The sequence below is a fragment of the Cyanobium gracile UHCC 0281 genome (assembly GCF_034931305.1).
Classification (GTDB): domain Bacteria; phylum Cyanobacteriota; class Cyanobacteriia; order PCC-6307; family Cyanobiaceae; genus Cyanobium; species Cyanobium gracile_A.
In genome coordinates this window covers 1-20,577 of record NZ_JAYGHY010000053.1, presented here as the reverse complement: position 1 = coordinate 20,577, position 20,577 = coordinate 1, and the positions used below count along the sequence as shown (strand labels likewise).

The window sequence follows — 20,577 nt, the reverse complement described above, 5'->3', positions numbered from 1 at the left end:
CAAGCTGTTCCGGGCATCGATGGCCACGGCCTGAGCCAGGTTCGGCAGGCTGTGATTGGCCATACCTGAATCAAAGGGACCCAGCCACGGCGTCTTGCCCTGGCCGCAACATGCGACACGCTCCTAGGCGATGACAACTGCGGACAAGGAGGACGCCACTCCGGAGGGGACCCTCCCATCCCGTGTGGTGCCGGCCCAGCCGGCCTACACGCCCTCCGGTTGGCCCGCCAATCAGGCGCCACCTGCACCGAGCGTGCTGACCCCCGGCCAGCCGGTGGCCCCTTTGGCGCCACCGCCGCCGGCCAGCTTCAGCTTCGGCGAGGTGCCTGCCGCCGGCGCCGACACGGCGGCGGCCCTCCCCCGCGAGGCGATCGACGCTGAGCCGATCCTGCTGGACCCAGTCGCGCCACCGGCTGCGGCCAAGGCCCCCCAGGCGGCAGCAGCGGCCTCAAGCCTGGCCATCACCACCACCGGCCAGGACGCCCAGCAGCTCGAGATGGAGCTGGCAGCCGCACGGGATGAGCTCAAGGCGCTGCATGAAATGCTCGAAGACCTTCCCGAGATCTTCGAGCGAAAGTTCCAGCAGCGCCTGGCCACGGTGATGGAGCACCAGAAGCATCTGCTCGACGACAACCAGGCCCTGCGGGAGCGGCTGTACAGCCTCAATCCGGCTGCCGCAGACGGTCCACCGCCGCCTGGCTCAGGCCGCCCCCAGCCCCTGCTGCTGTCCACGGTGGCCAGGAAAGAAGGCTGGGGCCAGGCCCTGAAGCGGGCCCTGCGGCTGGGCGGCCCGGACACCAACGGGCGCCCGGGCGAGGGGACAATCCAGAAGATCAGTCGCCACGACGACGGGCGGCCCATAACCGCGTAGGCATCCCCCAGACGTAGATGAAGCCCTCGGCGGCGCGGTGATCGAAGAGATCCTCGGCGCCGTAAGTGGCCATGTCGGGCACATAGAGGCTGTCGCTGGCGCTGGAGCGCCCCACCACGGTGGCACTGCCCTTCTGCAACCGGATCCGCACAAGGCCGTTCACCGTGGCCTGGGTGCGGTCGAGGAAGCCGTCGAGGGCGTCCTTGAGGGGGCCGAACCAGAGGCCCTGGTACACCAGATCCGCCCAGCTCATCTCGATCTGGCGCTTGTAGCGGAGCACGTCGGCGGCCAGGGTGAGGCTCTCGAGCTCCTGGTGGGCGCGGATCAGCAGCAGCAGGCCGGGGGTTTCGTAGATCTCCCGGCTCTTGATGCCCACCACCCGGTTCTCGATCATGTCGAGGCGGCCGAAGCCATGGGCCCCTGCCAGGGCGTTGGCCCGCCGGATCAGGGCCACCGCGTCGAGGCGCTCGCCATCGATCGCCACCGGATTGCCCTGCTCGAAGGCGATCTCCACCACCTGCCCCTCGGTCGGGGCGTCCGCCACGGAGCGGGTCATGGCAAAGACCTCCTCCGGCGGCTCCACCATCGGGTCCTCCAGGGGACCGGCCTCGATGCTGCGGCCCAGCAGGTTGAGGTCGATCGAATAGGGGGATGTCTTGCTCACCGGCGCCGGGATGTCACAGCGCTCGCCGTAGGCGATCGTCTCTTCCCGGCTCATGCCCCATTCCCGCGCCGGAGCCAGCACCTTGAGGTCGGGGGCCAGGGCACCGATGGCGACATCGAAGCGCACCTGATCGTTGCCTTTGCCGGTGCAGCCGTGGGCCACCGCATCGGCACCCACCTCCCGGGCCACCTCCACAAGGCGGCGAGCGATCAGGGGGCGGGCCAGGGCCGTGGACAGGGGATAGCGGCCCTCATAGAGAGCATTGGCCCGGATGGCGGGGAAGGCGAACTCGCGGATGAAGGGATCGATCAGGTCGTCGACCAGGGAGCGGCTGGCGCCGGCCGCCAGGGCCTTGAGCCGGATCGGCTCGAGTTCATCGCCCTGGCCCAGGTCGGCGGCGAAGGTGATCACCTCCTTGACCCCCCACTCGCGCATCAGGTAGGGGATGCAGACGCTGGTATCGACACCACCGGAATAGGCGAGCACCACCCGCTCGGCACGCGGCGTTCCTGTCTGCGGTGCACCACCCGCCACCTGCTGCCCCATCTCCGCCATCAGTGAAGCTCCTGTTCAGTGGCGACCGATTCTGTCGCCTGGGGCCATTCTCCCCCCTGGTCCGCCGCCGGCAGGCGCCAGCGAAGCAGGACCACCAGGGCCAGCAGCAGGGGCGGTCCGAGCACCAGGGCCGCCACCACCCCCGGCACGATCGGCAGGGGCTGGGGCCAGCGGATGGCGGCCGCGGCCAGCAGGGTGCTGAGGATGAGGGCCGCCGACCAGAGACGGCCCACTTCCAGGATCTTGGCGGTGTTCATGGGCGGCGCGGTAGGGTGTTGAGTCGGTCCTTGACGACCCAGCCTGACGGCATGAGCATTCTCGACACGATCAACCCCTCCTTGACCCGCTACCGGCGCAACGAGCCGGCGCCGGTGCTGCCATTGCGGGATGAGCCCGATCTGCTGAGCCTGCTGGAGGCCAGCGGCCGCCTGGTGGCCGATGAGGAAACGGCCAGCACCGATGTGAGCACGGTGGAAGAGGAGGAGCTGTCGGCGCTGATGGGCGAGAAAGAGGATTACAGCCCGGCCGACGAGCCCTCGGAGGAAGACTGGGAGGACTGACGGTCCGATCCGTCACCACCCTGCAGCCCCTCCGATGGCCTCCCGCGACGGCCGCACGCCTGCGACCCTGCTCGCCCTGATCCTGCTGACCGCTTGCCTGGCCAGCGACGCCCTGGTGGCCAATTCCATGCTGACCCTGCCCCTGGTGGTGGCGGCTCTGGTCAGCGCTGGGGTGGCGGCCCTCGGGGTGCCCCGCCTGCGGGCCCTGAAGCTGGGCCAGGTGATCCGCGATGAGGGCCCCCAGGCGCACCACAGCAAGGCGGGCACGCCAACGATGGGGGGCCTGCTGGTGGTGCCCGTGGGGGTGCTGGTGGGGGGGCTGATCAGCCCGCAGGATCCGCGCCTGCTGGCGGTGGCGGCGGTCACCCTGGCCTACATGGCCATCGGTGCCGTCGACGACTGGCGCAGCCTCACCCGCCGCACCAACACGGGCCTGAGCCCCCGGGGCAAGCTGCTGCTCCAGGCCATCAGCGCGGTGGGCTTCCTGGTCTGGGCCCACCAGGGCGGCTGGCTGGGGGGAGGCGTACCGGGCGATCTTGGACTGCCGTTCGGCCGGGTGCTGACCCTCGGGTTCCTGATCTGGCCCCTGGCCCTGTTCGTGTTCCTGGCCGAAAGCAACGCCACCAACCTCACCGATGGGCTCGATGGCCTGGCCGCCGGTTGCGGCGCCATCGTGTTCACGGGCATGGGGCTGCAGCTGATGCTGCGGGGCCACGGCGGGGATCCGGTGCTGGCCGCCTTCTGCACAGCGATGGCGGGCTGCTGGCTCGGCTTCCTCAGCCAGAACCGCCACCCGGCCAGGGTGTTCATGGGCGACACCGGCTCCCTGGCCATGGGGGCAGCCCTCTCCTCGGTGGCCCTGCTGACCGACAGCCTCTGGCCGCTGCTGCTGATGGGGGGGGTGTTCCTGGCCGAATCCCTCTCGGTGATCCTGCAGGTGGGGGTGTTCAAGGCCACCAAAGGCGCCAATGGCCAGGGGCGGCGCCTGTTCCGCATGGCCCCGCTGCATCACCACTTCGAACTGGGGGGTCTGCCGGAGCAGCGCGTGGTGCTCGGTCTGTGGGGCGTCAGCCTGATACTGGTGTTGGTGGGATTGGTGCTGCTGCCCTGAGCAGCCGCTCCCGGTCGTCAATCGCGGCGACCCCGCCCATTGCTCCGTCGCACCCGGGCCCATGGCGTTTTTCACCTGGAAGGAAACGGGTCTCACCGCCGACTGCGCCAGCCTGGAAGCCATGGCGGCACGGTTCGAGGAGGCGGCGGCCCTGATGCGCCGCATGGCCGGCGAGGGCTTCAAGGTGGAGCGCCACCCGGAGGGGCAGCGCATCACCCACCCCGATCCCGCCGTGTTCGGGGCCTACGGGTTCGTGAGCGAGGAATCGGCCGAAAGCCAGCTCACCCTGCTGGATGAGCCCAGGGCCTGATCGCCGTCAGGCGGGTGGGGGGCCAGGACGCTCAGCGGCGCAGATAGCCCACCAGCCACACCACCACGAAGGCCAGGGACGAGACGCCCAGATAAATCAGCGTCCATTTCTGGAAGCCGGCCACATCCCAGCCGAAGGGCAGCACCCCGTTGGCCGCATCGCCGACGGTGCTGAAGGCCAGAGGGCCAACGCCACTGGGCAGGGGGGGGAGGACCGGAAGCATCGCGGCACGTTAGGGGAAAGGGCTCTCGCCGCGTCAGGATCGCCCGATCCGCTCCACCTCCATGGCACCAGGCCCTTCCCCCTTCCCGCGGACGGTGATGCTGCTGGGCAGCGGCGAACTCGGCAAGGAGGTGGCCATCGCCGCCCAGCGGCTGGGCTGCCGGGTGATCGCCGTCGACCGCTACGCCGAGGCCCCCGCCATGGCGGTGGCGCAGGTGAGCGAAGTGGTGGCCATGGCCGACCCCGACGCCCTCAAGGCCGTGGTGCGGCGCCATCGCCCCGACGTGGTGATCCCGGAGATCGAAGCCCTGGCGGTGGACGCCCTGGCGGAACTGGAGGCGGAGGGCCTCACCGTGATTCCCACCGCCCGGGCCACGGCGGTGACCATGAACCGTGACCGCATCCGGAACCTGGCCGCCCGGGATCTGGGGCTGCGCACCGCCCGTTTCGCCTATGCCGAAAGCGCTGCAGAACTGGCGGCGGCGGCGGCCCCCCTGGGCTGGCCCGTGGTGGTGAAGCCGGTGATGAGCTCCTCCGGCAAGGGGCAGAGCGTGGTGCATGGCCCCGACGACATCGAAGCCGCCTGGGACGGGGCCATGGCCGGAGCGCGGGGGACCGGCGCCCGGGTGATCGTGGAGGAGTTCCTGCGTTTCAGCCTGGAGATCACCCTGCTGACGGTGCGCCAGTGGCAGGGCCCCACCCTGTTCTGCCCGCCGATCGGCCACATCCAGGAGCGGGGCGATTACCAGTGCAGCTGGCAGCCCGCCCAGGTGGGGGAGGCCCAGCTGGCGGCGGCCCAGGCGATGGCGAAGGCCGTCACCGACGACCTGGGCGGCGCCGGCCTGTTCGGGGTGGAGTTCTTCCTCTGCGGCGAGCCCGGGGCCGAGGAGGTGGTGTTCTCCGAGCTCTCGCCCCGGCCCCACGACACGGGCCTGGTGACGCTGGTGGGCCAGAACCTGAGCGAATTCGAGCTGCACCTGCGGGCGGTCCTGGGGCTGCCGATCCCCGCGATCCGCAGCCTTGGAGCGGCGGCCTCCCGGGTGATCCTGGCCGGACCCGAGGCCCCCAGCGGCCCAGGCACACCCACCTACCTGGGGCTGGAGCAGGCCCTGGCGGTGCCGGACACCCAGGTGATCATTTTCGGCAAACCCGACGTCCGGCCCTGGCGGCGGATGGGGGTGGCCCTGGCCCGCGGCACCGATGAGGCGGACGCCCGCGGGCGCGCTGATGGGGCCGCCGCCCTCGTGCAGGTGCAGACCAGCCGATAAACCGTCGCCACCACTGGTTTTTCAGCGCTTTGAGCCTTAAGGTGCGGCCCTGCGGGTAGCACAATGACTCAAGCCCATTCCCCCTCGAGGCTCGCTCGCTCCCGGAAGGCACGGGAGAGGCGGGAACTGGGGGCCGTGGCGCTCCCTGAGAAGTCCAGTACCAGGCCTGATCCGAAGCACCGGCCTGCGGCCCATCACCGCTCCCGGCGCCGTCCCCTGATCACCTTCGGGCTGGGTATCGCGGTGGGTGCGCTCCTGGCCGGTCCCCTGCCGGCCCGCATCGCCCCGTTCCTGGCCGGCCTGATTCCGGCCCCCCGCGGCATCGGGGCGGTGCTGAATCCCCTCTCCGTCGAAAACCGCAGCATTCTTGTGCTCGGTCGTGACGCGGTGGGTGAGAACACCGACGTGATGTTCACCGTGCGGCTCGACGGCGACATCACCCACATCACCCAGGTGCCGCGGGACACCTTCATCGAGTCCCCCCAGCTGGGGGTGGTGAAGGCCAATTCCCTGTTCGCCCTCGGTGGCATCCAGACCACCAAGGAGGAGGTGGGACAGTTGCTCTCGGCTCCCGTCGACCGCTACCTGAAGGTGAATCTGGACGCGGTCAGCAAGCTGGCCGAAGCCCTCGGTGGGGTGGACGTGGACGTGCCCAAGCGGATGTACTACGTCGACAACGCTCAGGGCCTCTACATCGACCTCTACCCCGGCAAGCAACTGCTCAAGGGCAAGAGCCTCGAGGGATTCCTGCGCTTCCGCCACGACGAACAGGGCGACCTGGGCCGGATGGAGCGCCAGCGGCTGGTGATGGCCCAGGTGTTCCGCAAGCTGGCCGAACCAGCCACGATCGCCAAGCTGCCGGCCCTGCTGGAGATCGCCGGCAACGACATGGTCACCGACCTCTCACCGATCGAGATGACCCAGCTGATGTCCGCCCTCGGCCGGACCAAGCTGAGCACCCAGCGGGTGCCCGGCCGGCTCTACTGGCACAACGACCTCAGCTACTGGATGCCCGACAGCAACCAGGTCCACCCCAGCGGCAGCGGCGAGGTCCCCTTCCCCTGAGGCGTCAGGCGGGGCCCCGGCCGTCGTCGGGGCTGCGCCAGCCGGCTGTGAGTTCGGCCAACAGCTGGGCCAGCCCCTCCTTCTTCGGCAGGTCGGCTTCGGCGGCCCACTCAATCTCCTGGATCTTGCCGTCACCCAGTGCGAGCAATTCCACCAGGTGGCGGTAGGCCACCCGTTCCTGGGCGTTGATGCTGGGCTCGGCCGGTGAGCGCCGCCCCACTCTCACCATCATGTAGCTGAGCTTCAAGGCCAGTTGGCGGGCATCGGCCCCGCTGAGCTCGGCCACCAGAGTATCCAGACCCGCCACGGGCAGCCGTTCGGCCAGGAAGGCCTCCCGCTCGGCTTCGCCAAGGCCACCGGGGCTGTCACCGTGCAGGTGGCGGGCCACCAGCTCAGCGAGCAGCTCCCGCTCGGCGGTGGAGCATTCGCCGTCGGCCCAGGCCACGGTGCAGACGATGCGCAGCAGGGCCGCCTGGGTGGGGGTGAGTTCAGCCATGGGTCAGGCCACGAGGGGAATGGGGGGATGCTGCTCCAACACGTGCCGCAGGTAGCGGCCGGTGTGGCTGGCGGCATTTTCGGCCACGGACTCGGGGGTGCCGATGGCGACGATGTGGCCGCCCTTGTCGCCGCCCTCGGGACCCAGGTCGATCAGCCAGTCGGCACAGCGGATCACATCGAGGTTGTGCTCGATCACCAGGATCGAGTTGCCCTTGTCCACCAGGCGCTGCATCACGTCCATCAGCTTGTGGACGTCATAGAAGCTGAGGCCCGTGGTGGGCTCGTCGATCAGGTAGAGGGTCTTGCCGGTGGCACGGCGGGAGAGCTCGGTGGCCAACTTCACCCGCTGGGCCTCACCGCCGGAGAGTGTGGGCGCGGGCTGACCCAGCTTGATGTAACCGAGCCCCACATCCACCAGGGTGCTGAGGCGGTCACCGGCCTGGGGGATGGCGGCGAACACCTCGGCGGCCTGCTCCACCGTCATCTCCAGCACATCGGCGATGGTGTGGCCCCGGAAGGTGACCTGCAGGGTCTCGCGGTTGTAGCGGGCCCCCTTGCAGACGTCGCACTGGACATAGACGTCGGGGAGGAAGTTCATCTCGATCACGTTCACCCCCTGGCCGCTGCAGGACTCACAGCGTCCCCCCTTGACGTTGAAGCTGAACTGGCCCACCTGGTAGCCGCGGGCCTTGGCCTCCACCGTGGCAGCGAACACCTGGCGGATCGGGTCGAAGGCGCCGGTGTAGGTGGCGGGGTTGGAGCGGGGGGTGCGGCCGATCGGCGACTGGTCGATGACGATCACCTTGTCGATCGCCTTGATGCCGCGCAGTTCCTCGAGCCCCGAGGGAAACGGCACCTTGAGGCCGAGGCGGTTCTCGAGGGCTGGGTGCAGCAGCTCGTTCACCAGGGTGCTCTTGCCGCTGCCGCTCACCCCGGTGACGCACACCAGCCGGCCGAGGGGGATCTCGACGTCGATGCCCTGGAGGTTGTTGCGGGTGCAGTTGGACAGGGTGAGCCGGCGGCTGCCGGCATCGCGGCGTTCGGCGGGGGTGGGGATGGAGCGGCGACCGCTCAGGTAGGCCCCGGTGAGCGAGTCCTCGGCGTTGAGCAGGTCGTCGAGGGAGCCCTCGGCGACGATGTGGCCGCCATGGACGCCGGCACCGGGACCGATGTCCACCAGGTAGTCGGCGGCGCGGATCGTGTCCTCGTCGTGCTCCACCACGATCAGGGTGTTGCCCAGATCGCGCAGCTTGGTGAGGGTGGCGAGCAGGCGGTCGTTGTCGCGCTGGTGCAGGCCGATGCTGGGCTCGTCAAGCACGTAGAGCACGCCGGTCAGGCCGGCGCCGATCTGGGTGGCCAGGCGGATCCGCTGGGCCTCCCCGCCGGAGAGGGTCATGGCGGGCCGATCCAGGCTCAGATAATCGAGGCCCACATCGAGCAGGAAGCGCAGGCGCATGCGGATCTCCCGCAGCACCAGATCGCCGATCTGGATCTGGCGGCTGCTGAGCAGGGGCTCGGCCCCTTCACTGGCCCCGACGCCCATCAGGGCCTCGATGCGCTCCAGGGTGACGGCCACGCTCACGGAGGTGAGCTCGTGGATGGCGTAGGGCCCCACCCGCACGGCCAGGGCTTCGGGCCGCAGCCGCAGGCCGTGGCAGCTTTCGCAGGGCACCAGCTCCAGGTACTTCTCCAGCTTCTGACGCACGGATTCGCCACTGGCGTCACGCAGCTGGCGCTCCAGGATCGGCAGGATCCCCTCGAAGGGCCGCACGTAGCCCTCGCTCTTGCGGTAGCGGCTGTCGGCCTTGATGGCGATCGGCTCCTGGCTGCCCTGCAGCAGCACCTGACGCTGCTCCTCGGTGAGCTGGTTCCAGGGGGTCTTGAGCTCGAAGCCGAAGGCCTCACCGACACTGAACAGCAGCGAGAAGTAATAGCTGTTCTCCTTGTCGCTCCAGGGGGCGATGGCGGCGTACACCGGCAGGGAGGGGTCGGGCACCACCCGCTCCACCGTGAACTTGCGCAGGTGGCCGATGCCGTGGCAGTCGGGGCAGGCGCCGTAGGGGCTGTTGAAGGAGAACAGGCGGGGGGACAGCTCCTCCATCACCGCGCCGTGCACGGGGCAGGCGAAGTTCTCGGAGTAGAGCCGCTCGCGTTCCACGCCTTCGGGCAGGGGCTCGTTGGCCTTGGGCACCACCTCCACCAGCGCCAGGCCCTCGCCGCGCTTCAGGGCGGTGCGCAGGGAATCGGTGAGGCGCTCATTGATGCCCTCACGGGCCACCAGCCGGTCGACCACCACCTCAATGTGGTGGGCGTGGTTCTTGTCGAGCTCGATGTTGTCGGCCAGCTCGCGGACCTCACCGTTGATCCGCACCCGGGCGAAGCCCTCGGCCACCAGGCCCGCCAGCAGCTTCACGTGGGTGCCCTTCTTGCCCCGCACCACGGGGGCGAGCAGCTGGTAGCGGGTGCCTTCGGGCAAGGTGAGGATCTGGTCCACCATCTCGTCGATGGACTGGGGCCGGATCGAGCGGCTGCACTGGGGGCAGTGGGGTTCGCCGGCGCGGCCGTAGAGCAGGCGCAGATAGTCCTGGATCTCCGTGACCGTGCCCACCGTGGAGCGGGGGTTGTGGCTGGTGGACTTCTGGTCGATCGAGATGGCGGGCGAGAGCCCCTCGATCGCATCCACATCCGGCTTATCCACCTGGCCGAGGAACTGGCGGGCGTAGGCGGAGAGGCTCTCCACGTAACGCCGCTGACCCTCGGCGAAGATCGTGTCGAAGGCGAGGGAGCTCTTGCCGCTGCCGCTCACCCCGGTGAATACCACCATGCGGTTGCGCGGGATGGTGAGATCCACGTTGCGCAGGTTGTGCTGGCGAGCGCCCCGGACCCGGATCACATCCTCAAGGCTGCCGCCGTTCAGGGTGCGCAGAGCGGCTTCCGGGGATTCGCCGGAGGTGCCGTTTCCAGGGGCCGCGCTCTTGCTGGTGGTTCCGGCGCGGGCGCGGGGCATAAGGGGTGATCGGCAGCCGATGAGTCTACGGGGGTCAGCCCTGGGACAGGCTCAGGCCAGGGCCGGCAGCGGCGCGGCTTTGGCGCAGAGCTCCTGGCTCACATCCCAGAGGCGCCGGCACTGGTCGGCGTCGAGGGCGGCCGGGGCGATGCGCACCTCCGTGGGCCAGCCCCGCATGCCGCCCCACTGGTCGGGACCGTAGTGGCCACCAGGCTTGGCCCCCGGGGCGGTGGCGGCGAACAGCTGGGGCAGGGCCCCCATGGCGGCGCTCTGGAACAGGGGATCCATCAGCCTGTAGGCAAGGGGCTCGAGGCGTGAGCCGGTGGCGGCGATGGAGGCGGGCTGGAGGTTGGTGCGGGCAATACCGGGGTGGGCGGCCAGGGAGAGAACCGGGCTGCCCTGCTCGGCGAGGCGGCGCTGCAGCTCCAGGGCGAACATCACGTTGGCCAGCTTGCTCTGGCCGTAGGCGGCCCAGCGGTCGTAGCGGCGCTCGCCCTGGAGGTCGTCGAAGGCGATGCGACCGAAGTACTGGGCCCCGGAGGTGACCGTGACCACCCGGGCACCGGGCCGGTCGCGCAGCAGGGGCAGCAGGGCGAGGCTGAGGGCGAAGTGGCCCAGGTGGTTGGTGCCGAACTGGAGCTCGAAACCCTGGCGGGTGAGGCGGCGGGGCGGGGCCATCACGCCGGCGTTGTTGATCAACAGATCGAGGCGCCCATAGCGCTCGGCGACGGTGGCGGCGGCGGCGGCCACGCTGGCCAGGTCGGCCAGATCGAGAGGCAGGACATCGAGGGCGCCGGTGGAGGCGGCGGCCGTGAGCAGCTCCTCGCGGGCCTGCTCCGCTTTCGCCAGGGAACGGCAGGCCAGCAGCACGGTGGCACCCCTGGCGGCCAGGGCCCGGGCCGTTTCCAGACCCAGCCCACTGTTGGCACCGGTGACCAGGGCGATCCGCCCGGACTGGTCAGGGATGTCGGCGGCAGTCCAGCGCATGGTGATCAGCTGAAGGGCAAAGCGTTGCGGAGAGGGCCATCACCCGGTGCGGGCCTGCCTCAAGGAATCGTAACGGAATGTGACGGAGCCGGTCCTTCGCGGCGCAGCAGGAAGAAGAACGGCGTCTCCATGCCCTTGAAGTCCATCACCCCCAGCACGGAGTCCTCGTCCAGCCGACGGAAGACGTCGTTGATCGGGAGGTGGTCGTACTGCATCGTTGCGCTCACCACGCCGCGGTAGTCGGTCATCCGCAGCCGGGCGCTGGAGTGGGCGGTGCTGAGCAGGGGCATCACCAGCTGGAACAGGCGGCCGGCCAGGGCCGATTTCGGCACCGGGAAACGGTCGCTCAGGCGCAGCCCGGGCCCCAGAGTCCTCGGCTCCAGACAGGTCAGGCCGCCACCGAGGGTGGTGAACACGAGGGGGTGAACCGCCTCGGCGCTGTCGAAGCGCTTGCCATGCCAGTGGAAGGCCTCCAGGGCGCCGTCCAGGGGGTGGCCGGTGGGGACGCTCTCCCCCGTCCAGGCACCGAGCATGAATGGGATTTCCACGGGGGGGAGCCCGTCGAAGCGGGCGAAGGCCTGCTCCGTGGTGGTGATGGCGGGGAGAGAACCCACGGCGGGTTCGCGCGTCAGAGGCCCATTGTCCGTCGCTGACGCGTGCGGCGTGGGGATTCCCCCCAGCAGCGGCCATCGTCCGCCGCGGTGGCGCCGCAGGCCAGCAATCCGGCGGCCTGCATCAGTTCGGCGACGCTGCTGTGGTCGTGGTCGGCCTCCTGCAGGAGCTGCCACAGGCGCCGCTGCAGCTCCACCCGGCCACTTCCGTGCAGCAGCAGCACCTCGAATCCGCCACAGTCCCCAGCGGAGATGGGCCCTGAAGGGGGGTGAACCTGGCAGCAGCCTGCTGCGGTGATGGCCGAGGGTGCCGGCGAGGAGGCTGTCCCAGACGCCGAAATCGTCGCTGTGCAAAACGGTGTGCAGGCCAGGAGCCTCCAGCAACTGCAGCGGTTTCAAACCGGCCAAGACACCGGTGCGGCCCCAGCGCCGCTCCTAGCCTGAACCGGCCAGGTGAGCGCCGTTGCGATCGATGACCCTCCACGAAAAGCCGGCAGCCAGGTACTCCCTGGAGGACGACATCTACTCTTCCTCCGATCTCTCGGTCACCATGCCGAAGAGCCATTTCCCCAGCAGGGAGCACAATCCCCGTGCCGTGTTCGCCGCCATCCGCGACGAGCTGATGCTGGATGGCAATTCCCGCCAGAACCTGGCCACCTTCTGCCAGACCTGGGTGGAGGACGAAGTGCACGCCCTGATGGATCTGTGCGTCGACAAGAACATCGAGGACAAGGACGAATATCCCCAGACCGCGGAAATCGAAGCCCGCTGCGCCCGCATGGTGGCCGACCTCTGGCACGCCCCCGCGATCGATGGCGCCATCGGCTGCTCCACCACCGGCTCCAGCGAGGCCGCCATGCTCGGCGGCCTGGCGATGAAGCGCCGCTGGGAGGCTCGGCGCCGGCAGCAGGGCCTACCGATCGATCGGCCCAATCTGGTGACCGGGCCTGTGCAGATCTGCTGGCACAAGTTCTGCCGCTACTGGGACATCGAGCACCGCGAAATCCCGATGCAGCCGGACCGGCTGCTGCTGAGCCCCGAGGCGGCCCTCGAGCTCTGCGACGAGAACACCATCGGCGTGGTGCCCACCCTGGGGGTGACCTTCACCGGCCAGTACGAGCCGGTGCAGGCCCTGGCAGCCGCCCTCGATGACCTGGAGGCCCGCACCGGCCTCGACATTCCCATTCATGTGGACGCCGCCAGCGGCGGCTTCCTGGCTCCCTTCTGCGCCCCCGATCTGGTGTGGGATTTCCGCCTGCCGCGGGTGCGCTCGATCAATGCCTCCGGCCACAAGTTCGGCCTGGCGCCCCTGGGGGTGGGCTGGGTCCTGTGGCGGCAGACCACCGATCTGCCCGAGGAGATGGTGTTCTGGGTGAATTATCTGGGCGGCAACATGCGCGACCTCACCCTCAACTTCTCCCGGCCGGGGGGCCAGGTGGTCTGCCAGTACTACAACTTTCTGCGCCTGGGCCGGGAGGGCTACCGCAAGGTGCATGCCGCCTGTTACGCCACGGCCCAGTACCTGGCCGAGGAGATCGGCCGGCTGGGACCCTTCGAGATCCTTTACGGCGGCGATGATCAATCGGGCATCCCCGCCCTCTGCTGGAAGATCCGGGAGGGAAGTGAGGTGAATTTCAACCTCTATGCCCTTGCCGATCGCCTGCGGGTGCGCGGCTGGCAGGTGCCGGCCTACACCCTTCCCGCCCACTGCCAGGACATCACCGTGCAACGGATCCTGGTGCGCCATGGCGTCAGCCGGGATCTGGCCAACCTGCTGCTGGAGAACATCCGCCAGTCGCTTGAGGGCTTCGCGAGCCACCCCGGCTCCGGCGCCCTCAACGGCCCGAAGCTCTCGGGGTTCCACCACTGATCGCCGTCCAGGCCGCCAGCACCTGCGCCACCGACCAGGCCTGGGCGATGCAGCCGCGCGGGTCATGGGGGGCGTCGCCGTCGAAGATCTCGCTGAGGCTGCCCAGCCCCGCCGCGCCCAGGTGATCGGCCATGGGCTCCAGGAACGAGAGCGCCCGGGCCGCATCCCCGTGGACACGGGCATGGGCCCGGGCGAAGGGCCCCAGCCACCAGGCCCACACCGTGCCCTGGTGGTAGGCCCCATCCCGCCGCTGGGCATCGCCGCCGTAGTGGCCGCGGTAGTCGGGATCGGCCGGATCCAACGTGCGCAGCCCGTGGCGCGTCAGCAGCCGCTGGCCGCAGAGCGCCAGCACGCTGGCGGCCTGGGCCGGGCTCAGCAGGGGCTCCGGCAGCGACAGGGCCAGCAGCTGGTTGGGCCGCAGCCGCTCATCGGCAGCTCCCGCAGGTCCGTCGATGACATCGAAGCAGCAGCCCATACGGGGGTTCCAGAAGCGCTGGAAGCCCGCCGCGGCCCGATCCGCCAGGGCCTGCCAGCGGCCCGGATCGGCCCCGGTGAGCCGCGAGAAACCGGCCATGGAGCGCAGGGCGTTCACCCACAGGGCATTCACCTCCACCGCCTTGCCGTGGCGGGGGGTGATGGCCCGGTCGCCGGGCTTGGCATCCATCCAGGTGAGCTGGGTCTCCCCCTCCCCGGCGGCCAGCAGCCCATCGGACGGATCCATGCGGATCCCGAACCAGGTGCCGGCCACGTGCTGCTCGAGGATCGCCTCCAGCTGGGGAAAGAGCTCCCGCACCAGGGCGTCGCTGCCGCTGGCCTGCCGATGCTCCGCCAGCGCCTGGAAGAACCACAGCGTGGCGTCCACCGTGTTGTACGCGCCCTGATCCAGGGGTTGGTCGGCCCGGTCGGGGAAGCTGTTCGGGATCAGCCCGTGGCTGACGCGGGCCGCGTAGGTGCGCAGGATGCGTTCGGCCCAGCCGCAGCGGCCCGTCACCAGGGTGAGGCCCGCCAGGCTGATCATCGTGTCGCGGCCCCAGTCGTTGAACCAGGGGTAACCGGCGATCAGCGAGGCCCCCGACGGCAGGCGCTCCACCACGAAGGCATCGGCCGCCAGCACCAACTGGCGGATCCAGGCGGGTGCCGCCGGCGCCAGGGCGGGCTGGGCGGCGGCCCAGGAGCGCAGCAGCCCGTGCTCGTGGTCGCGGCGCTCGGCCAACGCCCGCTCGCCATCGGTGTCGGCGTCCCGGCGGGTGCTGGCCACGACGGTGACGGCGGGATCCAGCGGACCCAGGCTCAGCGTCAGCGTGGCCGCCCGCAGGTGCTCGGCCGTGCTCGCCAGCCCCCGCTCGGCCTCCGCCGCCAGGGGGATGCCCTCCACCCAGAGCGGTGGCTCCTCCAGGCACCACTGGCCCCGGTCGCTGAGCAGCACAAACGGCGCCGCCGCCAGCGGACGCACCTCCACGCCCCTGGCCAGTGGCGCCAACGCCAGGGTCAGCTCGAGCCGCTCGCCGCCGTGGGGCGAGCGGTGCTGCACGCAGGCCGTCAGGCGGAGTTGGAGCGGGCCGCCGCGCACCAACCGGTAGCTCACAACGGTGGTGTTGGCCCCCTGGGCCATCCAGATCCGCTTCTCCAGCACGGTGTCCCCCCAGGCGAAGCGCCAGCGGGGCACCGTGCCCTCGAGGGCAAAAGACACGATCTGCAGGGGCCCGCAGGCGCCAGGGTCCCCCTCCACCGACTCCTGCAGCTGGCTCACCAGAAGGGTGCGCTCCACCGGCGGCGAGAGGGCCGCGATCAGCAGGCCGTGGTAGCTGCGGCTCGGCGCCCCTGACACCGTGCCCATGGCGTAGCCGCCCAGGCCGTTGGTGACCAGCCACTCCCGCTCCGTGGCCAGGCGGGGGTCGCCGCAGATCTCGCTGCCGAAACGCACCACGGCCGATTGCTGCGGCGTTGGGAGACAGCTTGGTGTCATTGGCGCTCAGGTGGTGGCTGACGGCGCAGGTTGGGGACAGGACGCACCGACGGAAGCTGATGTCTTGGCTCGAGCCCACCAATCTGCTGCTGCTGGCCTGCGCCCTCCTCTACGGCCTGATGGGGGAATGGATCGATGCGGCGATCCTGCTGGCGTTCGTGCTGGGCATCAGCCTGCTCGATGCCGTCCAGCAACAACGCAGCAACCACGCCCTGGCGGAACTGGCCCGCCTGTCGGCACCCCGCGCCCATGTGCGCCGCGATGGCCAGGATCTGGAACTCTCAACCGATCAGGTGCGCCTGGGCGATCTGCTGCGCCTGGAGGAGGGGGATCGGGTGGCGGCCGATGCCGCGATCACCGAGGCGGTGGGGCTTTGGCTGGATGAGTCCCTGCTGACGGGGGAATCCCTGCCGGTGGCCCGCACGGACCCTGGCGAACGGGTGCTGGCGGGGTCGCTGGTGTCCGGAGGGCGGGGCTGGGCCACGGTGGTGGCCGTGGCCGAAGCCACCGAATTGGGCCGACTCGGCAAGAGCCTGGCCACGGTGAAGCCGCCTCTCACCCGGCTGCAACGCCAGACCCGGCAGCTGACCACCCGGCTCTCGCTGGCGGCCCTCGGCCTCTGCGCCGCCCTGGCCGTGATCCAGGGAGCCTCGAGCGGCGACTGGCCCCGGGCCCTGCTGGCGGCCCTGGCCCTGGCCCTGGCGGTGCTGCCCAACGAGATCCCCGTGGTGCTGGCCCTGTTTCTGGCCCTCGGCGCCCTGCGCCTGGCCCGGATCGGCGTGCTGGCCCGCTGGCCCGCGGCGGTGGAGAGCCTCGGCAGCGCCACGGTGCTCGCCGTCGACAAGACCGGCACCCTCACCGAGAACCGCATGGGGGTGCAGCAGCTGCTCACCTGGCCGGATCTGGAGGACTGGCAGGCCGGCACGACCCTGGAGGAGCCCCTTCACCAGCTGCTGGAGCTGGCGGTGCTGGCCAGCCGTGGCGATCCGGTGGATGCCATGGAACAGGCGATTCAGCGCCTGGCCGCCGACCAACTCGGCGACACCGAACACCTGCATCCCGACTGGCCCCTGGAACGGGAGTACCCGTTGCAGAGCAATCTGCTGGTGTTCTCCCGCCTCTGGCGGGACAGCGACGGGGTCCTGCAACTGGCGGCCAAGGGGGCGCCTGAGGCGATCGCCGATCTGTGTCATCTCGATGCCGACCAGACCACCCGCCTGCTGGCCGCCGCCGACGGACTGGCCAGCCAGGGGCTTCGGGTGCTGGCGGTGGCCTGCGGGCTCGATGGCGTGCCGGTGCACGGGGGCCAATCGACCGCCAGCAGCGGTGGCCTGCCCGAGGACGTGCACGGCTACCTGTTCGAGCCGGTGGGTTTCGTGGCCCTGGCGGACCCGCTGCGCTCGGATGTGCCCGCGGCCATCGCCACGGCGCGGGGGGCTGGCGTTCGCGTGGTGATGATCACGGGAGACAGCCCGGTGACCGCCCGCTCGATCGCCGATCAGGCCGGGCTGCCACCGGGACCGGTGCTCTCCGGCCCCGAGCTGGACGCCCTCGCACCACAGGCGCTGGCGGCCTCCATCCGCGAGGTGTCGGTGTTCGCCCGAGTGATGCCCCAGCAGAAGCTGCAGCTGGTGCGCGCCCTGCAGGCCGCTGGTGAGGTGGTGGCGATGACCGGCGATGGCGTCAATGACGCCCCGGCCCTCAAGGCCGCCGACATCGGTGTGGCGATGGGCAAGCGCGGCACGGCCGTGGCCCGGGAATCCGCCGATCTGGTGCTGCTCAACGACACCTTCAGCGATCTGGTGCAGGCCCTGGAACTGGGCCGGCGTGTCGATGCCAACCTGCACCGGGCCCTGGGCTACACCCTGGCCATCCACCTGCCGATCGCGGCCCTCGGCCTGATGCCGCTGCTGCTGCCGGGCCAGGCCCTGATCCTGTTGCCGGTGCACATCGCCCTGCTGCACCTGGTGATCGATCCGGCCTGCACGGTGGTGTTCGAGGCGCTACCGGCGACGCCAGGCCTGATGCGGCAGCCGCCCCGCCCGCCGGAAGCCCCCCTGTTCGGCCCCGACACCTGGCGCCATTCCCTCACCCAGGGGGCCGTGGTCATGGTGGCCGCCCTGGTGCTGGCCTTCTGGCCCGACACGGACACCGAATCACGCCGCAGCCTGGTGTTCTCGCTGCTGTTGCTCGCCGGCGGCGGGCTGGTGTGGCTGAACGGGGATCCCCACAGTCGCATCACCGCCGCCGGAGCCGGCATCGGCCTGGGGTTGTGGCTGCTGTTGATGGCGTTCCCCGCCCTCCAGCGGGTCCTGCAACTGGCGCCCCTGACGCCCGTCCTGGTCCTCACGCTGCTGCTCACCACCGCGGCGGCCCTGCTGGTGGCCGGCCTGCTGAACCGCCGACTCACCTGAACCCGCCAGTATCGGCATGATCGGTCACCGACCAGGAGAAGGAAGGACTGAGGCCTGGTTCAGGCCCCCTGGCGCCTTTCTTGCCTCCCACCGTTCGTTCGTCGCTGCTGAAAACGGCAAAGCGGAAAGCTGGAAGCCTTCAACGCCGATAAAACCATTGCTGTCGCCATTTCTCTGCACTCCGGCGACAAGACCGGAGCGAAGAAGCGTCATTGCTGCACAACGTCGTGGCGTAGGCCGCTAAGCCTGAGCCATTGGAATTGGCCTGGGACGCTTCGTGCTATGTTTGCTAACATCTGGTTAAATTCTGCTGATACTCAGCGCCAGGAAAAGGTGCCGAAGCTTGAACGTTCTGCTGGTCTACCCAGAATTCCCGAAAACATTTTGGAGCTACGAAAAGATTCTTGAGCTGGTGAACCGCAAGGTTCTGCTGCCGCCACTCGGACTTGTCACCGTCGCAGCCATTCTCCCCCAGGATTGGAACTTCAAGCTGGTGGATGTCAATATCAGGCCGGTCGCCGATCAGGAGTGGCTTTGGGCCGATCTCGTGATCATGTCGGCAATGATCGTCCAGAAAGACGACATCGTTCGCCAGATCAATCTGGCCAAGCGCCATGGCAAGCCAGTGGCCGTCGGCGGACCCTACCCAAGCTCCACACCCGAAGAACTGGTGGCCGCTGGGGCCGACTACCTGATCCTCGATGAAGGGGAGATCACCCTGCCCCTGTTCGTTGAGGCCTGGCAACGGGGCGAAACAGGGGGCCGCTTCAGCTCCGATGGCGTCAAGCCGGATGTGTCCAAAACACCCATCCCCCGCTACGACCTGCTCGAGCTCAGTGCCTACGACTCAATGAGTGTGCAGTTCTCGCGCGGCTGCCCGTTCCAGTGCGAATTCTGCGACATCATCGTGCTCTATGGCCGCAAACCACGCACCAAGACACCGGACCAACTGATCAGCGAACTCAACGGCCTCTTCGACATCGGCTGGCGCGGTGGGGTGTTCATGGTGGATGACAACTTCATCGGCAATAAGCGCAACGTCAAGCTGATGCTCACGGTCCTTGAACAATGGCAGAAGGTCCATGGTTATCCCTTCCGCTTCGATACCGAGGCCTCCCTTGATCTGGCTGACGATCAGGAACTGATCGATCAGATGCTGGCGTGCAACTTTGCCGCCGTCTTCATGGGCATTGAGACTCCGGACACCGACAGCCTCGCGGCCACGATGAAGTTCCAGAACACGCGCTCACCCCTGCTCGAATCTATCGACAAAGTGACCCGCTCCGGCCTGAGGGTGATCGCGGGATTCATCATCGGCTTTGATGGCGAAAAGGAGGGTGCCGGCCAGCGGATCGTGGACTTCTCGGAGGCCGCGGCGATCCCCACCACCACCTTCGCGATGTTGCAGGCTCTGCCCCATACAGCCCTGTGGCACAGACTCGAGAAGGAAGGGCGGCTGATCGACAAGGTCGGCAACATCAACCAGACCACCCTGATGAACTTCGTGCCAACCCGGCCGGTGGAAGCCATTGCCCAAGAGTATGTGGAGGCCTTCTGCCAACTCTACGAACCTCATAAGTATCTCGATCGGGTCCATCGCTACTTTCTGAAACTCGGCCCCCCCAGGGTGAAGAGCTCCTTCAAGCTTCCCGAACTCGCGGTGATCCGCGCGTTGCTGATCGTCTGCTGGCGCCAAGGCATCAAACGCTCCACCCGCTGGGCCTTCTGGCACCACCTGTTCCACATTCTCTGGGCCAACCCCAAGGTGGCGGAGCAATACCTCGCCGTCTGCGCCCACAACGAGCATTTCATGGAGTATCGGGACATCGTGCGGCTGCAGATCGAAAATCAATTGGCCGCCTATGGCCATGGGCAGGAGCAGGCTCGCCAGGCGCTGATCGATCGTCCGCGTATCGAGATCGCCACGGGCACATCGCCGTAAGGATCTGAACGGTGGGATGCCCTGTGGGGGCCCATGGATGAGTGGCTCAGGGGTGGGGGGCTCAAGCCGCCCGGTTCACCTTGTCGGGATCGTTCGTGCCCTCGATGCCCAGCAGGCTCGCCGCGTAGCTGTGGGCCTCGCCGGAATCGCCGCCGGCCAGTTCCGCCAGTTCCGACTGGCGCTCCTGAGTGTCCCGCAGGTGGGACACCCGCGTGTGGGTGAGGCCCGCCTCGACGCTCTTGCTGACCCGGAAGTGATGCTGGGCCGCGGCGGCCACCAGGGGCTGGTGGGTGATGCAGAACACCTGGCGCTGCTCCGCCAGCCGCCGCAGCAGCTGGGCCATGGCACCGCTGACGCGGCCGCTGACGCCGGCGTCGATCTCATCGAAGAGCAGCGTGACATGGGGGTCGGCCGCCGCCAGGCAGGTTTTGAGGGCCAGCAGGAAGCGGCTCATCTCACCGCCCGAGGCCACCTCGGCCAGCGGTGCCGGCGGCTGGCCCGGGTTGGCGGAGAACAGGAACTGCACCGCATCGGCCCCCTCCTCACCGGGCTCGGCGGCGCTGAGGGCAACGGCGAAGCGCACGTTGGCCAGGCCCATGGGCCGCAGGGCGGCCATCAGCTGGCCCTCGAGGCCGCGGGCGGCGGCGGTGCGGGCG

At 69.2% G+C, this 20,577-nt stretch carries 18 protein-coding genes and 1 pseudogene; 9 read left to right on the top strand and 10 right to left on the bottom strand.

The window, feature by feature from the left end:
* The first annotated feature begins 130 nt into the window (after nt 1–130).
* The gene (locus VB739_RS13210) at nt 131–871 is read left to right on the top strand and encodes a hypothetical protein (RefSeq protein ID WP_323357509.1); all 741 of its coding nucleotides are present in this window, start codon (nt 131–133) and stop codon (nt 869–871) included.
* Here VB739_RS13210 and VB739_RS13205 read toward each other — a convergent pair.
* Nucleotides 834–2,081, bottom strand: a complete 1,248-nt coding sequence (locus VB739_RS13205; RefSeq protein WP_323357510.1) for an argininosuccinate synthase — start codon at nt 2,079–2,081, stop codon at nt 834–836. The genes VB739_RS13210 and VB739_RS13205 overlap by 38 nt on opposite strands.
* A gap of 8 nt (nt 2,082–2,089) precedes the next feature.
* Nucleotides 2,090–2,347, bottom strand: coding sequence for a hypothetical protein (locus tag VB739_RS13200; RefSeq protein ID WP_323357508.1), 258 nt, complete (start codon nt 2,345–2,347; stop codon nt 2,090–2,092).
* Between the two features lie 51 nt (nt 2,348–2,398).
* Between VB739_RS13200 and VB739_RS13195 the strand changes: the two genes are divergently transcribed.
* The 3 genes from VB739_RS13195 (at nt 2,399) to VB739_RS13185 (ending at nt 4,071) form a co-directional block, all read left to right on the top strand.
* A complete protein-coding gene (locus VB739_RS13195; protein WP_216907275.1) occupies nt 2,399–2,650 on the top strand; it encodes a DUF3134 family protein in 252 nt (83 codons plus the stop codon).
* A gap of 34 nt (nt 2,651–2,684) precedes the next feature.
* A complete protein-coding gene (mraY, locus tag VB739_RS13190; RefSeq protein WP_323357507.1) occupies nt 2,685–3,761 on the top strand; it encodes a phospho-N-acetylmuramoyl-pentapeptide-transferase in 1,077 nt (358 codons plus the stop codon).
* A 61-nt stretch (nt 3,762–3,822) separates the two neighbouring features.
* Nucleotides 3,823–4,071: a hypothetical protein gene (locus tag VB739_RS13185; protein WP_323357506.1), complete on the top strand. Its 249-nt coding sequence runs from the start codon at nt 3,823–3,825 to the stop codon at nt 4,069–4,071.
* Between the two features lie 31 nt (nt 4,072–4,102).
* Here the strand turns inward: VB739_RS13185 and VB739_RS13180 are convergent, their stop codons facing one another.
* Nucleotides 4,103–4,294, bottom strand: coding sequence for a 5'-phosphoribosylglycinamide transformylase (locus tag VB739_RS13180; RefSeq protein ID WP_323357505.1), 192 nt, complete (start codon nt 4,292–4,294; stop codon nt 4,103–4,105).
* Between the two features lie 61 nt (nt 4,295–4,355).
* Here VB739_RS13180 and purT point away from each other — a divergent pair, with 61 nt between their 5' ends.
* Together purT and VB739_RS13170 are read left to right on the top strand one after the other, a co-directional pair.
* On the top strand, nt 4,356–5,561 hold the full coding sequence (gene purT, locus VB739_RS13175) for a formate-dependent phosphoribosylglycinamide formyltransferase (RefSeq protein WP_323357504.1): 1,206 nt from the start codon (nt 4,356–4,358) through the stop codon (nt 5,559–5,561).
* Between the two features lie 135 nt (nt 5,562–5,696).
* Nucleotides 5,697–6,626: an LCP family protein gene (locus tag VB739_RS13170; RefSeq protein WP_323357503.1), complete on the top strand. Its 930-nt coding sequence runs from the start codon at nt 5,697–5,699 to the stop codon at nt 6,624–6,626.
* A 4-nt stretch (nt 6,627–6,630) separates the two neighbouring features.
* Here the strand turns inward: VB739_RS13170 and VB739_RS13165 are convergent, their stop codons facing one another.
* The 5 genes from VB739_RS13165 to VB739_RS13145 are packed head-to-tail and all read right to left on the bottom strand — an operon-like array spanning nt 6,631 to nt 11,953.
* Nucleotides 6,631–7,122 (bottom strand): hypothetical protein, encoded by a 492-nt coding sequence (locus tag VB739_RS13165; RefSeq protein WP_323357502.1) that lies wholly within the window; start codon nt 7,120–7,122, stop codon nt 6,631–6,633.
* A gap of 3 nt (nt 7,123–7,125) precedes the next feature.
* Nucleotides 7,126–10,131: an excinuclease ABC subunit UvrA gene (uvrA, locus tag VB739_RS13160; protein WP_323357501.1), complete on the bottom strand. Its 3,006-nt coding sequence runs from the start codon at nt 10,129–10,131 to the stop codon at nt 7,126–7,128.
* Between the two features lie 51 nt (nt 10,132–10,182).
* On the bottom strand, nt 10,183–11,118 hold the full coding sequence (locus VB739_RS13155) for an oxidoreductase (RefSeq protein ID WP_323357500.1): 936 nt from the start codon (nt 11,116–11,118) through the stop codon (nt 10,183–10,185).
* Between the two features lie 59 nt (nt 11,119–11,177).
* Nucleotides 11,178–11,732 (bottom strand): DUF4334 domain-containing protein, encoded by a 555-nt coding sequence (locus tag VB739_RS13150; RefSeq protein ID WP_323357499.1) that lies wholly within the window; start codon nt 11,730–11,732, stop codon nt 11,178–11,180.
* Nucleotides 11,733–11,746: 14 nt separating this feature from the next.
* Nucleotides 11,747–11,953 (bottom strand): hypothetical protein, encoded by a 207-nt coding sequence (locus VB739_RS13145; RefSeq protein ID WP_323357498.1) that lies wholly within the window; start codon nt 11,951–11,953, stop codon nt 11,747–11,749.
* Between the two features lie 248 nt (nt 11,954–12,201).
* Here VB739_RS13145 and VB739_RS13140 point away from each other — a divergent pair, with 248 nt between their 5' ends.
* Nucleotides 12,202–13,599 carry a glutamate decarboxylase gene (locus tag VB739_RS13140; protein ID WP_323357497.1) on the top strand — a complete coding sequence of 466 codons (1,398 nt, stop codon included), beginning with the start codon at nt 12,202–12,204 and terminating at the stop codon, nt 13,597–13,599.
* Here the strand turns inward: VB739_RS13140 and VB739_RS13135 are convergent.
* A complete protein-coding gene (locus tag VB739_RS13135) occupies nt 13,565–15,526 on the bottom strand; it encodes an amylo-alpha-1,6-glucosidase (RefSeq protein ID WP_323357496.1) in 1,962 nt (653 codons plus the stop codon). The genes VB739_RS13140 and VB739_RS13135 overlap by 35 nt on opposite strands.
* A gap of 98 nt (nt 15,527–15,624) precedes the next feature.
* On the opposite strand from VB739_RS13135, the gene VB739_RS13130 reads away from it, so the two are divergent.
* Nucleotides 15,625–17,979, top strand: a complete 2,355-nt coding sequence (locus tag VB739_RS13130; protein WP_323357495.1) for an HAD-IC family P-type ATPase — start codon at nt 15,625–15,627, stop codon at nt 17,977–17,979.
* A gap of 343 nt (nt 17,980–18,322) precedes the next feature.
* On the top strand, nt 18,323–19,921 hold the full coding sequence (locus tag VB739_RS13125; RefSeq protein ID WP_323357494.1) for a B12-binding domain-containing radical SAM protein: 1,599 nt from the start codon (nt 18,323–18,325) through the stop codon (nt 19,919–19,921).
* Nucleotides 19,922–19,982: 61 nt separating this feature from the next.
* Here VB739_RS13125 and VB739_RS13120 read toward each other — a convergent pair.
* A pseudogene (locus VB739_RS13120) lies at nt 19,983–20,577 on the bottom strand (DNA repair protein RecN); the annotation flags it as partial.